The organism is Actinophytocola sp., from assembly GCF_035712165.1.
Lineage (GTDB): Bacteria > Actinomycetota > Actinomycetes > Mycobacteriales > Pseudonocardiaceae > DASYTH01.
This window is the reverse complement of sequence record NZ_DASTBH010000491.1, coordinates 1-14,074: the sequence shown is the minus strand read 5'-3', so window position 1 is coordinate 14,074 and position 14,074 is coordinate 1. Positions and strand designations below refer to the sequence as shown.

Sequence of the window (14,074 nt, the reverse complement as noted above, 5' to 3'; positions counted from 1 at the left end):
GGTCATCAGGGCACGCAGCACCTGGCCGGGTTCGATCACCAGGTCCGCGTCCGGTAACGGGCCGGCCCCGGCGTGCAGGGCGCCGTCGACGATCCGGGCGTGCACGATCGTCTCGGCGACGTGCAGTTCGAAGCCGGCGGTGACGCCGGTGGCGTGCTCCGGCCGGAACGTCGCCCGCAGCGCCATCACCAGCGAGTCGGGCGTGACGATGTCCTCCGGGCGCGGGTCGCCCAGCATCCGCGCGCCCCACCGGCCCAGCCGCAGCACGACGTCCTCGAGCTCCCGGCCGTACCCGGTGACCGCGTAGGTCGTCTCGCCGTCCGGCGCCGTGGTGTGCTGCACGATTCCGGCGCGCTCCAACTCGCGCAACCGGGTGCCGAGCAACACCTCGGGGATGCGCGGAATTCCCTTGTGCAGAGCGGTGAATCCCCGGGGGGACACGAGCAGGTCGCGGATGATCAACGCCGACCAGCGCTCGCCGAGCACCTCCATCGCCCGGGCCAGGCCGCAGTACTGGCCGTAGGGCCGCCGGGTCATCGCCTCCAGCCCGGAAACGATCGACTCGAGCTCGACCGACTCGGACAGTCCGAACATCACGTCGTCCGCGGCGAAATCATGCGGCGCCGTGGTCAACCGGAAGCCGTCTCCGGCGATCGTCACCCCGTCCTCGTCGACCGACAGCTTCCACCGCGCCTCGATCATCGCGCCACATCCCATCGATATCCGCCGTAGCAGCACGAATGTCCCAAACAACGAACGTGATCGGCAGTGAGGCGGGCATCGGGGGACTGTGAAAAACACATGTATGCCGGCAAGCGGAACTCATGCGGCGGTACCGAATCGGTCCGAAAAGGACTGTCCCGGACGCCGCGGCGCGGCGTCCGGGACCGGGGCTCAGCGGCAGTTCGGCGAGGCCACGCCGGCGACGATCTCGAAGTCCGCGCGCGGGTCCAGCAACAGCGGGATGAGCGGCCGTGCGGGCTGGAACATCGGCACCAGCCGGCCGCCGTCGACCGTCCGCACACTGCGAACGTCGTGCAGGGCAAGGGTTTCCCGCACCTGGGTGAACTGCTCGGCGGTCAGCCGGTAGCCGCACGGCGGGTTCGGCTCGACCCGGGCCGGATCGGGCGGCTGGTTGTCGGCGCCCCCGAAGTAGATCGGACCGCGGTTGAACGGGGCGGTCAGCCGGCTCAGCGTGGTGGCCAGTTCGACCTGGGCCCGGCGCTCCGTCACCATGCGCAGAGTCCCTTGCACACCAAGCAGATGCGTGCGCACCCGGCGGTTGGCGGCCGCCACCGCGTCCTCACCGGGGTTGGGGTCCACGTTGGACTCGACAAGCAGCCCGAGCGCGTGCTTGAGCCCGGATGTGTTGCGCAGGATGCGTTCCTGGCCGTCTCCGGCGACCTGCCGGATCGGTTCCCCGGTCACCGGGTCCACCCAGATCCCGTACACGCCGCTGGTGTGCCCCTCGCTCTCCACCGCCACCCGCACGAAGTCCCGGGACAGGGACTCGGACTCGTCGTGCACCCGCGGGTCGACGTTGAGGTTGCGCGGCCACAGCCACAGCAGATCCTTGTCGTAGAACGGTGGGGTTGGGCCGAACTCGTGCAGATCGTGGACCACGTCCGGCCGGAAGTCGCGGAACACCGTGGCGATCGCGCGGCCCTCCGGGGTGGCCAGTGCGATGTGGTCCCGGTTGATGTCCACCCCCTCGGCGTTGCCCCGGGTGTTGGCCACCCGGCCGTCCGGGTTCGCGGTGGGCACGAACAGCAGCGTCGTGGTCCGCAGCAGTCGTCGCACCGCCGCGTCATCGCTGAACGCGAAGTCCCTGATCCTGATCAGGCAGGCCTCCCGCCCGGCCGGCTCGTCCCCGTGCTGGCTGCACAGGAACAGCGCGACCATGCTGTGCCTGGCCGGCGCCGGGTCCCCGAGCCGCACCAGGTGCAGCGGCCGGCCCTGCAGCGTGGTTCCCACCTGCGTCATGCTCATCCGGCGGCTGCTGCGGTCCACCGCGGCCAGGAAGGCGTGCTCCTCCTCGATGGTGGTCCAGCGGGCTCCGCCCGACTCCTCGAACCCCGTGCGCGGCACCGCCTCCGCGGCCGCTCCCGCGGGTCCCAGCGCTGCTGGCACAGCCACCAGCCCGGCCACCACGGCGGCGGAGGTGAGCAGTGTTCGTACTCGTAGCACGGTTGACTCCTTCCTCACCGGTAGGCACAACCTCCCAAGCTAGTCGGGTCCCGCCGCCCGTAGGCATGTCATGTTCGCCGCTTTCGAATTCATGGCAACCGGTAGCGTCTGGTCGATGCCGGCCTGCTCACCCGCGAGGACGCCGGGCCCGGCCGCCGTGCCGCCCACAGCCGCACCGAGGCGCCCGGCCCCCCGGCGCCTACGCGGCCGCGCATTGAGTCCGTGGCGCCCTTTATGCGCCATTCCGCCGAATGGGCGCCGGCGGGGGTCAGGTAAGCGGTTTCCGCCGTTTGGGCGGGTGCGAGTGGCGGGTAGCGCGACGTACGCTGCGGTCCGCGGGGGCAATCATCGGGGAAAGGTTGGTCGGCGTGGATGTCGAACTGAGTGTGGCCGAGCTGCATGGTGCGCTCGACGACCCGGCGCTCAACTCCATGAATTTTCTCAACGAGGTTGCCAACCACTACCCGGACGCGATATCGCTGGCGGCCGGCCGGCCGTGCGAGGACTTCTTCGACCTCGACGCTCTGCACGAGAACCTACGGCGGTTCTGTGCCTACCTGGCCGACGACCTCGGGTACAGCCCGCAACAGGTGCGCCGTGCCGTTTTTCAGTACGGCCGAACCAAGGGAATAATTCACGAACTGATCGCTTCCAATTTACAGCTCGATGAGGGAATCGCGATCGATCCAGAATCCGTGGTGGTCACGGTGGGTTGCCAGGAGGCCATGTTCCTGGTGCTGCGCGCGCTGCGAGCCAGCGAGCGGGACGTGCTGCTGGCCGTGTCCCCGACCTACGTCGGGTTGACCGGCGCGGCGCGGCTGGTGGACCTGCCGGTCCGGCCGGTGGCGACCGGCCCGGCCGGAGTCGATCTCGACGATCTGGTCGCCGTGATCCGGCGGGAGCGGGCGGCCGGCCGGCGGCCCCGGGCCTGTTACGTGATGCCGGACTTCGCCAACCCGTCCGGCCTGAGCATGGACGTGCCCACCCGGCGCGAGTTGCTGCGCATCGCCCGGGACGAGGACATCCTGCTGCTGGAGGACAATCCCTACGGCCTGTTTCACACCGAGGCGGACCGCTTGCCCACCCTGAAGGCCATGGACGAATGGCGGCGGGTGGTGTATCTGGGATCCTTCGCCAAGACCGTGCTGCCCGGCGCCCGGGTGGGATACGTGCTCGCCGACCAACGGGTGGCCGCCACCGACGGTAGCGTCGGACTGTTCGCCGACCAGCTCTCCAAGATCAAGAGCATGCTCACCGTGAACACCTCGGCGATAGCCCAGGCGGTCGTCGGCGGCCGGCTGCTCGAGCACAACTGCAGTCTTGCCAAGGCGAACATCCGTGAGCGGGAGATCTACACCGGGAACCTGACCCGGCTGCTCGATGGCCTCGCCGATCGGTTTCCCCACCCTGCCAACGGTTCCGCGCGGGTCACCTGGACGGTCCCGGCCGGCGGGTTCTTCGTCGTGCTGACCGTGCCATTTCCGGTGGACGACGCGCTGCTGGAGCGCTCCGCCCGCGACTACGGAGTGTTGTGGACTCCGATGAGCCATTTCTACGAGCAGACCGCGCCGGTGCCGGCGCTGCGGCTGTCCTGCAGCGTAGAGCGGGGCGAACGAATCGACACCGGTCTCGATCGATTGGCGGATTTGATCAACGACCAATTGGTCTAAGCCGGATTCACCATCCTGGGCGTGCTCGGAATGGTCGGTGACATCCAATCGCGATGGGTAATCGACCGGTAACGCATCCACATATGGTGCTTTGCGAGGTCCTGACGTACGCTCCGATCCTCGGCTGTGGCGGCGACAGTCGAAAACTCGCGACAAAGACCCGAACTTGAACTTGGCGCGTCTACTTTGGTATGCGCGTCGCCTCGCGGAGAGCTGATGACGAAAGGTCTGTCGGCGACCCCTACTGCGCTCGTTTCGAGTGCGGAATGGGTCGACGAGATTCTGCTTGACGGCGCAAACAATGAGGCTTGCCTCTGGTCGGATGGACCGATCGACCGAGCCCGGCTGCGCCAAATGGTTGTGGAATGGCAAACGCTAACCTCGGACGCCGGGTTGCGGCCCGGCGGGCGGCTGGCATTGCGGCTGCCGCCGTCGCCGGCCTACGTGGCCGCCCTACTCGCCGGGTGGCGAACCGGCGCCCAGGTGATCCTGCTCGACCACCGGCTGACCCAGTTCGAGGTGGACGCGGCGCTGCGCCGGTTGGCGCCGCAGGTGGTGGTCTCGCCGACCGCGACGCGAGGAAGCGCGTTGCGCGCGTTCGCCGATGTGTCCGCCGCCGCCGAGCCCTACCCCGGGGCGCCGGCCGACACCCCGCACGCCGTCATCCAGCTCAGCTCCGGCTCGACCGGCCCGTCCAAGGTGATCGGGCGCACGGCCGCGGACCTGGTCGCCGAGATCGACCGGTACACCCGCATCGACGGCGTCCCGCTGCGCGGCGAACGGATCATCGTGCTGGCCTCGATGGTGCACGTCCTCGGTCTGGTCGGCGGGCTGCTCTACGGGCTGCACGCGGGCGCGCTGGTGCAGCCCCCGGAGCGGCTCACCGGCGACAGCATCCTGGACGCGGTGGCCGCCCAGCCGACCCCGGCCACCGTGCTGGGCGTCCCGTTCCACATCGGTCTGCTGGCCTCGACGGCGGATCCGCCCCGGCTGCCGCAGCTCAAGCGGATGACCACCGGCGGTGAGCTGGTGCCGGCCGCGACGGCCGCGGCGTTCACCGAGAAGTACCGGGTGCCGCTGGGAAACATGTGGGGAATGACCGAGGTCGGCGTGATCGCCACCGACCTGTTCGGCGAGCACCGGCCGGCGCTGCGGCCGGCGCCCGGGCTCGACGTGATCGAACGGGACGGGCAGTTGCTGGTCAGCCGGCCGCAGTCGCCCTACGTCGGCCTGTCCGACCCCACCCGGTGGGCCGACGGCTGGCTGCACACCAAGGACGCCGGCACCGTCGATCCGGACACCGGTCTGGTCACCGTGCAGGGCCGGCTGGACTCGCAGATCTCTGTGGGCGGCCTCAAGGTGGACCTGACCGAGGTCGAGGCGACCCTCGGCGCGCTGCCCGGCGTGGTCGCCGCGGTGGTGCTCCACGACGAGGTGATCACCGCCTTCGTCCAGCTCGCCCCGCCGGCCACCGGCGACACCGTCGACGCCGCGATCACCGAGCGGCTCGCCCCCTTCAAACGGCCGCGCCGGCTGCACGTGCTCGACACGATGCCGCGCACCACGACCGGCAAGCTCGTCCGCGACCGGGCCGTGCTGCGCCAGGCCGTTTCCGGAAAAGACGTTGGGTAGAGAGGAAGTTGATTCGATGAGAGGCGAAATCCGCGACTTCGTGATCGCGTCGCTGGCCGACATGAACTACGACGTCGAGGGCGTCGGCGACGACACCACGCTCGGACCCTCCGGGGTCGACCTGGAGTCGCTGGCGCTGGCCGACCTCGCCGTGCGGGTCGAGGACCGGTTCGGCGTGAAGTTCGAGGACGAGGAGTCCGAGCAGCTGGCGCTGATGACCGTCGGCGAGTTCACCACCACCGTGGCCGACCGGGTGTCCCAGCTGGACGGTGCCAGCCAGTGACCAACGGAGCGACGCTCGGGCGGGAGGACGTCGTGGCGATCCTCGCGAGCCTGCGCACGCGACCGGCCGGGGATGTCCCCGAGCGGATCGACTCCATGGAACTGGCCTGGCTGGTGCATCAGGTCGAGCAGCGCTACGGCGTGCGGATCGAGCTCGACGACGGCCAGTTCGGCCGGATGGGAACCGTCTCGGGCGCCCTGGACGTACTTCGTGAAGTGATCGCGGCGGTCTGACGATGGACGAGGTCGGGTTAGCCGGTGTGGCTGCGGCCACCGCGCTGGGGCGGGGACCGGACGCGCAGCTGGCCGCGACGCTGGCGGGGACGGCGGCATTCGGTCCGGTGACCCGCTTCGACGTCTCCCGGCAGCGGGTGCGGGTGGCGGCGACCCTGCCCGACGCCGGGTCGCTGGCCGACGAACTGGCCGACGCGACGGCCACCGCCTGTGCGGACGGCGGCCTGTCCCGCACCGAACGGGCGGCCTGCCCGCTGCTCCTGGCGGTGCACGCTTTTCCCGACGCGCCAAGGGTGTCCGTGGACGGCTGGCCGACCGCGGCGGACCTGGCCCGGTCGCTCGCGGCCCGGGTCGGGCTGGGGCCGGTGACCAGGGTCTACACCAGCGCCTGCGTGTCGGCCAGCACCGCGGTCGCCGACGCCGCCGCGCTGATCAGCACCGGCAAGGCGGAGCGGGTCATGGTGGCCGCCGGCTACCTGGTCGAGCCGGACCAGTTCGCGTTGTTCGACGCCGGCCGGGCGCTGGCCACCGACGGCGCGGTCCGCCCGTTCAGCATCGCCCGGACCGGGCTGCTGCTCGGCGACGCGGTGGCCGCGGTGCTGCTGGAGTCGGTCGCGGCGCTGCACCGGCGGGCCCGGACCGAGCTGGCCCAGCTCGTCGGGTGGGGCCGGGCCGGGGACGCTTTCCATGCCGTGCAACCACATCCGGACGGGCTCGGGATGGCCCGGGCGATCACGGCGGCGCTGGACCGGGCCGGGGTGCCGGGCGGTGCCCTCGGCTACATCAACGCGCACGGCACCGGAACGCCGGTCAGCGACGCCGCCGAGGCGGCCGCCCTGCACCGGGCGCTCGGACCGGTCGCTTCGTTGGTGCCGATCAGCTCGACCAAGGCGACCCACGGGCACGCGCTGGAGGCCTCCGGGCTGATCGAGCTGATCGTCACGGTGCTCGCCGTGCGCGCCGGCAAGCTTCCGGTCAACGCCGGCTTTCTCGCGTTGGACCAGGCCCTGCGGCTCAACGTGGTCCACTCCGCGCCGCGCTCGGTGGGCTCGGACCACGCGCTGTCGGTCAACGCCGCGTTCGGCGGCGCGAACACCGCACTGGTGGTGCGTGCCGTATGACGAGCCAGGAGTTGACCGTGCTGGCGCAGGCGCGCTGGCCGGAACCGGCCGACCGGGAGGTGCCGCAGGTTCCCGGCTACGTGCTGTCCTCGTTCAGCCCGATGGTGTTCGCGGCCGCCGACCGCTGCCTGCGCCGGCACTACCGGCAGCCGCCCGCCGCCGGCGGGGCCACGGCCGTGGTGCTGGTCAGCGCGAGCGGGGACATCGCCTCGGCCAACCATGTCGCGCGCACGGTGGACTCGGGCGGCCGGATCGGTCCGCTGTTCTTCTACCAGTCGGTGCCCAACAGCATCGCCGGGCACGTCGCCGCGCGTTGGGGCCTGGGTGGGCCGGTCGTGTGCCTGTGCCCGACCACGGGGGATCCGATGGCGGACGGGCTCGCCGAGGCGGCCCTGCTGATCGAGACCGGCGAAGCCGAACTGGCGCTGGTCGTGCTGGTCGAACAGTTCGGTGCGGAAGGTGAGTCAGCCGCGGCAGCCGCGGTCCTGGTAAGTGGAGGTAGCAGGCAGTGAGAGCCAGGAGCATGCGCGCGGCATTGCTGGCCGACGAGAACCTCGGGGCCGGCAACGTGGTGGCCACGCTGCTCGCCAACGGCGCCGACCCGGACGGCCCCGGGCTGCTGTTCGACACCGAGGTGGACGGCCACCCGGCCGAGCGGATGATCAGCCTCGGCAGGCTCGACGAGCGGATCGACGCCCGCACGGACTGGTTGCACCGGCGGGGAGTCCGGCCGCGGGACCCGGTCGCGGTGTGGACGACGGACGCCGCGGACATCCTGCTCAGCTTCCTCGCGCTCAGCCGGATCGGCGCGATCGCGGCCCTGATGAACGGAAAGATGGCGCCGGAGGTCGCGGCCGAGTACATCCGGCGGCTGCGCCCGGTGGGTGTCCTCGCTGACGCCCCGCACGCCGAACTGCTCGCCGGGCACGACACCGGGGCGCCTCTCCTCGGTGCGCCTGCCGACCTCGGCGGCGGCGACCCGGCTACGGCCCCGCCGCACTACCGGCATCATCGCGACGACCCGGTCGTGATCACGCACAGCTCGGGCACCACCGGTGTGCCCAAAGCGGTCCTGCACACGCACAGCACGATCTACGCGGCCACCCGGCATCTGCTGTCGATGCCGCAGGCCCAGGGCACCAACCGGATCCTCAACGCGCTGCCGATCCCGCACACCGCAACGGTGATCATGGCCAACCAGGCGCTCGGCAACCGGGCGGAGTTCCTCTCCGTGTCCAAACAGGACGGTGCCTACGTGCTCGACGCGATCGAGCGGTGGCGGCCGGCCGCGGTGTTCGGCTTCGCGGTGACCTGGGCCGAACTGGCCAGGTACGACCTGTCCAAGCACGACCTCGACTCGGTGCGGCTGTGGTTCAACACCGGTGACTGCGCGCACGAGCCGCACATCCGCCGGCTGGTCGCGGTGGGGTCCCGGGAGACCGTGACCCGGCAGGGCGTGGTCCGGATCCCCGGCTCGGTGTTCATCGACGGCCTGGGCTCCAGCGAGATGGGCCATTCCATGTTCCACATCGCGCACACCCCGGAGACCGAGCGCTACGGCCGCTGCATCGGCCGGCCGTACGAGTTCGTCGACGCCGTGGTGCTGGACGAGGACGGCGCCGAACTGCCGCCGGGCCAGGTCGGCTATCTCGGCCTGCGGGCGCCGAGCCTGTCGCCGACCTACTGGAACGACTCGGTCACCACCTACCGGTTCCGCCGCAACGGCTGGAGCCTCTACGGCGACCTGGTCTACCGGGACGAGGAGGGCTGGTTCTACCACATGGACCGGGCCACCGACGCCGCCGAGCTCGGCGCCGGGCAGCGGATCTTCACCGCGCTGTCGGAGGAACGGGTGCTGGCCGCCATGCCCGAGGTGATCGACTGCACGGTGGTCGTCACGTCGGAGGACGGCACGGTCAGCACCGAGGTCCTGCTCGAGCTCGACCCCGACGCGGATCCGGCGGCCGATCGCACCGACCGGGTCCGCACCGCGCTCGGCGAGCCGGCCGGCTCGACCCTGCGCCGGGTGCGCGTCGTGGCCACCGACCAGATACCCCTGACCGTCACCGGAAAGGTCCGCAAGGTCCTGCTGCGCCGGCAACATCTGGCCGGGGCGACCCGATGAGCGAGCTTGCGAGCGAATCAAATGTCGCAGGGCGTCCGGTCACGGCGGCTCCGAGCCTGCGAGGAGGCGATGTGAGCGCGGCCATCACGGGAATCGGGCTGCGCACGCCGGTCGGACGGGGCGCGGCCGAGGTGTTCGAGGCGCTGTGCACGGGCCGGTCGGGGTTGTCCCGGCCGCCGTGTGGTCATCCGGCGGAGGGCTCGCTCGAGGTGGGCGGGTTCATGCCGGACATCGACCCGCGCACCGTCGTCTCCGGCCCGGACGCCAACACCCTGGACCGGATCGTCGTGCTCGCACTGCTGACCGCGGCGGACGCGATGGAGGACGCCGGCATCGAGGTCGGCCGGGACGTCGACCCGGGCCGGATCGCGGTGATCGTCGGCGGGGTCGGCGGGATGGCGACCATGGAGGGGCAGGTGCTCGCCCGGGGGGAGCGGGGCCGGCCGGCGGTGAGCCCCTACCTGCTGACCGGAATCCTGCCGAACATGCCGGCCGCGCGGATCGCCATCCGGTTCGGCATCCGGGGCTACAGCTCGTCGGTGGGCACGGCCTGCGCCTCCGGGGCACAGGCGATCGCCGACGGTCTGCGGCTGATCCGGGAGAACGTCGCGGACGTGGTGCTGTGCGGGGCCAGCGAGGCGCCGCTGTTCCCGACCTTCGCCGACACCTTCGGCAACGCCCGGGCGCTGGCTCGCGGCTGGGAGTCGCCGGACGCGGCGAGCCGGCCGTTCGACCGGCGGCGCAACGGTTTCGTGCTCGCCGAGGGCGCCGGGCTGCTGGTGCTCGAACGAACCGGGCACGCGCGGGCGCGCGGCGCGGCGGGCTATGCCGACCTGATCGGCTGGGGCGCCACGACCGACGCGCACCATCCCACCACACCCCGGCCGGACGGCTCGGGCGCGGCGGAGTGCATGCGCCGGGCCCTCGCCGATGCCGGCGTTCAACCGTCCGATGTGGACTACATCAACGCCCACGGCACCGGCACGAAACTCGGCGACATCGCGGAGGCGGCGGCGATCCGGACCGTGTTCGGCACCGACGGCCCGCCGGTCAGCTCCACCAAGGCGCTGACCGGACACATGCTGGGCACCTCGGGCGTGGTGGAGGCGGTGGCCAGCGCGCTGGCCGTGGCCAACGGAATCGCGCCACCCACCTACAACCTGGACGACCCGGACCCGGCCTGTGCCGTGCAGCACATCCAGAAAACCCCGCTGACCGGCGCCATCGGCCGGTCGCTGTCCAACTCGTTCGGGTTCGGTGGGCAGAACGTCAGCCTGCTGTTCGGACCCGCGGACCACGCCAGGACCCTGCTTTCGCGCTAGGTAAGGAAAAGAGTCGACGGTGAACATCTCTGGAATTGATCACATCGAGCTGTACGTCGGGGACGCGCGCCAGACCGCGTTCTACCTGTGCACGGCGTTCGGATTCACGGTCTGCGGGCAGGGTGGGCCGGAGACCGGGCTGGCCGGCCAGCGCTCCCTGCTGCTGCGGCAGGGCGAGATCCAGATCGTGCTGACCTCGGGGCTGGTCGCCGACCATCCGGCCACCGAGTACGTCCGCCGGCACGGCGACGGCGTGGCGATCGTGGCCATCGGCGTCGACGACACCGAGCGGGCCTACCGCGAACTGGTCGAGCGGGGCGCGCGGCCGCTGTCCCCGCCGGCCCGGCACGCGCGGGACGACGTGGAGGTCGTGGTCGCCGAGGTCTCCGGGTTCTCCGACGTGGCGCACCGGCTGGTGGAGCGGCACGGGCCGCGGCGGGAGTTCCTGCCCGGCGTGATCGACGTCTCCGGCGACGACCCGCGGGACAGCAAGCTGCTGCGCACCATCGACCACATCGCGATCTGCGTGCCCGCCGGCGCTCTGACGCCCACCGCCCGCTACTACGAGGACATCTTCGGCTTCACCCAGATCTTCGAGGAGTACATCGAGGTCGGTGGGCAGGGCATGGACTCCAAGGTGGTGCAGAGCCCGTCCCAGCACGTGACGTTCACCCTGATCGAGCCGGACCCGACCCGCCGGCCCGGGCAGATCGACGACTTCCTGACCTGGCATGCCGGCGCCGGGGTGCAGCACGTCGCGTTCGGCAGCGACGACATCGTCACCGCCGTCAGCACCCTGTCCGACCATGGGGTGCGGTTCCTCGGCACCCCGTCCACCTACTACGACACGCTCGAGGAACGGGTCGGCCATCTCGACGCGCCGCTGGACGAACTGCGCCGGCTGGGCGTGCTGGTCGACCGGGACCACTGGGGTCAGCTGCTGCAGGTCTTCACCGAGTCCATGCACATCCGCCGCACGCTGTTCCTGGAGATCATCGAGCGGCGCGGCGCGCTCACCTTCGGCAGCGGAAACATCAAGGCACTGTACGCGGCCAAGCAGCGTGAGCTGGCCGGGGAATAGGGGAGCGGCGAACATGACCGTCACCAACGAGTTCATCCTGTCCGAACGGGAGCGGGCGTTGCTGCCGTCGGACGCCGACGTCGCGTTCTTCGCCCAGCACGGCTGGTACCTGTCCAAGAAGCTGTTCTCCGACGAGGAGGTCGACCGGCTGGTGTCGGCGACCGAGCGGTACTACGCCGGAGAGCGGGACCGGCGGTTGCCGGTGCGCCCGCCGCGGCTGGCCTACTGGGAGCCGGAGCACGGCAACGTGCAGCGGCACAACGACTACGTGCACTACGAGAGCGACGCGATCGCCGCCGCGCTGCTCAAACCGGTGATCGGCGCGGTGGCCGCCCGGCTGGCGCAGGCCAGTGAGATCCGGGTGTTCCAGTCCACCCTGATCTACAAGCCGCCGGTCGCCGGCGAGCCGTCGAACATCGTGCCGTGGCATTTCGACAAGCACTACTGGGCATCGTCGTCCTCGAACCGGATGCTGACCGCGTTCATCCCCTTCCACGACTGTGACGAGGAGATGGGCACGATCACCATGGTGGACGGCAGCAACACCTGGACCGAGATCGGCTTCGACGACAGCACCAACCTGCACTTCGCGCAGCGCGACCGCGACGAGCTCGAGGACATGCTGGCCGCCAACGCCGCGCACAACGGCGCCGAGATCAACAAGATCCCGATGACCATTCCCAAGGGGCACATGAGCTTCCACCACTGCCTGACCTATCACGGCAGCGGCGCCAACCGAAGCGACCGGCCCCGCCGGGCGGTCTCACTGCACCTGCAGGACGGCGACAACACCTACCGCGAGTTCCCGCTCTCGGACGGCAGCCTCGCGCTCTACAACCACGACGTGCTGGTCCGGCGCACGCCGGACGGCCGGCCGGACTACGCCGACCCCGACTTCTGCCCGACCCTCTGGCGTTCCTGACCGATCGCCCTGACCGACCACAGACAAGGAGAAACCCGAATATGTCTCGATATGACTGGGGGCAAACCCACCCGGGGATCGAGCGGCTCGAGCGAGCCGTGACCGAAGCCCGCGACCTGGTCGTGACCCATCCGCTCTACGCCGCCCTCGACAACCACGACGCGATCGTCACGTTCATGGAACACCACGTGTTCGCGGTGTGGGACTTCATGTCGCTGCTGAAGTCGTTGCAGCGCCAGCTGACCTGTGTGACGGTGCCGTGGATCCCGACCGGCCCCACCGGAAGCCGCCGGCTGATCAACGACATCGTGATGGTCGAGGAGAGCGACGAGCTCGGGTCCGGGTTCATCAGTCATTTCGAGCTGTACGTCAACGGCATGCGGGAGGCGGGCGCGAGCACCGCGGCCGTCGACAAGCTGGTCGACCTGCTGCGCGCGGGCGTCGGGGTGCGCGAGGCACTGGACCAGGCCGGGGTGCCCAAGCCGTCCGTCGATTTCGCCGGCACCACCTGGAACATCATCGAGACGATGCCGGTGCACTGCCAGGCCGCCGCGTTCGCCTTCGGCCGCGAGGACCTGATCCCGGACATGTTCACCCAGGTGGTCGCCGTCAACGAGCGCAGCAACCGGCTCGGCACCTTCGTGGACTACCTGGAGCGGCACATCGAGGTCGACGGCGAGCAGCACACCCCGATGGCCATGCAGATGCTCGCCGACCTGTGCGGCGACGACGAGGAGAGGTGGCAGGCCTGCGCGCGGACGGTGAACACCGCGCTGACCGCCCGAACCCGGTTGTGGGACAGCATCCTGGAAGCGATCAAGGCGGGATGAGCACCGACGGGTTCGCGCGGCGCCGGCTGCTCGGCTTCCTGTCGGGCGGCGTGGTGGCGCAGTGCTGCTACGCGCTGGCCCGGCTGGGCGTGCCGGACCTGCTCGCTGGCGGGCCTCGCCCGGCGGCTGAGCTGGCGGCCGAATGCGGCGCGAACCCGTTGGTGCTCAAGCGGTTGCTGCGCGGGATGGCGGCGGTCGGCCTGCTGCGGCGGACCCCGCCGGACAGCTACGCGCTGACCCCGGTCACCGAGCCGCTGCGGTCGGATGTGCCGGGGTCGCTGCGCCAGACCGCGATCATGCACGGCGAGGAGGTGCACCGGGCCTTCGCCGAGATCATGCACACGGTCCGGACCGGAGAACCGGCCTTCGACAAGGTGTACGGGCACCCGTTCTACGAGTACCTGACCGGGAACCCGGAAACCGCCGGGGTGTTCAGCGCCGCCATGGGCAGCGAGCGGGTGCCGGCGGCGCTGGCCGGGTGTGACCTGACCGGCCTCGGCACGCTGGTCGACGTCGGCGGCGGCGACGGCGGGCTGCTCGCCGAGGTGCTCGCGGTCCACCCCGCGATGCGGGGCGTTTTGTTGGAGCTAGCCGGATCGGTCCGCGCGGCACGGACCCGACTCGCCGAGTCGGGTGTCGCGGACCGGGTGGACCTGGTCGAAGGAAGT

14 protein-coding genes are annotated in these 14,074 nt (G+C 70.7%); 12 read left to right on the top strand and 2 right to left on the bottom strand.

From position 1 onward, the window contains the following. On the bottom strand, window positions 1-702 hold a 702-nt coding region (locus VFO68_RS27880), incomplete at its 3' end, for a helix-turn-helix domain-containing protein (protein WP_325161374.1). Window positions 703-894: 192 nt separating this feature from the next. Beyond that, window positions 895-2,187 (bottom strand): M14 family metallocarboxypeptidase, encoded by a 1,293-nt coding sequence (locus VFO68_RS27875; protein WP_325161373.1) that lies wholly within the window; start codon window positions 2,185-2,187, stop codon window positions 895-897. A gap of 368 nt (window positions 2,188-2,555) precedes the next feature. Between VFO68_RS27875 and VFO68_RS27870 the strand changes: the two genes are divergently transcribed. From VFO68_RS27870 to VFO68_RS27815, 12 genes are all read left to right on the top strand, one after another. Next, window positions 2,556-3,857, top strand: a complete 1,302-nt coding sequence (locus tag VFO68_RS27870; protein ID WP_325161372.1) for a PLP-dependent aminotransferase family protein — start codon at window positions 2,556-2,558, stop codon at window positions 3,855-3,857. Between the two features lie 216 nt (window positions 3,858-4,073). Next, window positions 4,074-5,489: a class I adenylate-forming enzyme family protein gene (locus VFO68_RS27865; protein ID WP_325161371.1), complete on the top strand. Its 1,416-nt coding sequence runs from the start codon at window positions 4,074-4,076 to the stop codon at window positions 5,487-5,489. A 16-nt stretch (window positions 5,490-5,505) separates the two neighbouring features. Beyond that, window positions 5,506-5,772: an acyl carrier protein gene (locus VFO68_RS27860; protein WP_325161370.1), complete on the top strand. Its 267-nt coding sequence runs from the start codon at window positions 5,506-5,508 to the stop codon at window positions 5,770-5,772. Further along, window positions 5,769-6,005 (top strand): hypothetical protein, encoded by a 237-nt coding sequence (locus VFO68_RS27855; RefSeq protein ID WP_325161369.1) that lies wholly within the window; start codon window positions 5,769-5,771, stop codon window positions 6,003-6,005. The genes VFO68_RS27860 and VFO68_RS27855 overlap by 4 nt, the downstream gene beginning before the upstream one ends. Before the next feature lie 26 nt (window positions 6,006-6,031). After that, window positions 6,032-7,126, top strand: coding sequence for a beta-ketoacyl synthase N-terminal-like domain-containing protein (locus tag VFO68_RS27850; protein ID WP_325161368.1), 1,095 nt, complete (start codon window positions 6,032-6,034; stop codon window positions 7,124-7,126). Continuing rightward, a complete protein-coding gene (locus VFO68_RS27845) occupies window positions 7,123-7,638 on the top strand; it encodes a beta-ketoacyl synthase chain length factor (protein WP_325161367.1) in 516 nt (171 codons plus the stop codon). The genes VFO68_RS27850 and VFO68_RS27845 overlap by 4 nt, the downstream gene beginning before the upstream one ends. Beyond that, on the top strand, window positions 7,635-9,251 hold the full coding sequence (locus VFO68_RS27840; RefSeq protein ID WP_325161366.1) for a class I adenylate-forming enzyme family protein: 1,617 nt from the start codon (window positions 7,635-7,637) through the stop codon (window positions 9,249-9,251). The genes VFO68_RS27845 and VFO68_RS27840 overlap by 4 nt, the downstream gene beginning before the upstream one ends. Before the next feature lie 71 nt (window positions 9,252-9,322). Next, window positions 9,323-10,573, top strand: a complete 1,251-nt coding sequence (locus VFO68_RS27835; protein WP_325161365.1) for a beta-ketoacyl-[acyl-carrier-protein] synthase family protein — start codon at window positions 9,323-9,325, stop codon at window positions 10,571-10,573. Window positions 10,574-10,592: 19 nt separating this feature from the next. Beyond that, the gene (hppD, locus tag VFO68_RS27830) at window positions 10,593-11,654 is read left to right on the top strand and encodes a 4-hydroxyphenylpyruvate dioxygenase (protein ID WP_325161364.1); all 1,062 of its coding nucleotides are present in this window, start codon (window positions 10,593-10,595) and stop codon (window positions 11,652-11,654) included. A gap of 13 nt (window positions 11,655-11,667) precedes the next feature. Next, window positions 11,668-12,576: a phytanoyl-CoA dioxygenase family protein gene (locus VFO68_RS27825; protein WP_325161363.1), complete on the top strand. Its 909-nt coding sequence runs from the start codon at window positions 11,668-11,670 to the stop codon at window positions 12,574-12,576. Between the two features lie 41 nt (window positions 12,577-12,617). Next, a complete protein-coding gene (locus tag VFO68_RS27820) occupies window positions 12,618-13,406 on the top strand; it encodes a DUF3050 domain-containing protein (protein ID WP_325161362.1) in 789 nt (262 codons plus the stop codon). After that, a partial coding sequence (locus tag VFO68_RS27815) for a methyltransferase (RefSeq protein WP_325161361.1) occupies window positions 13,403-14,074 on the top strand: 672 nt, incomplete at its 3' end. The genes VFO68_RS27820 and VFO68_RS27815, both read left to right, overlap by 4 nt.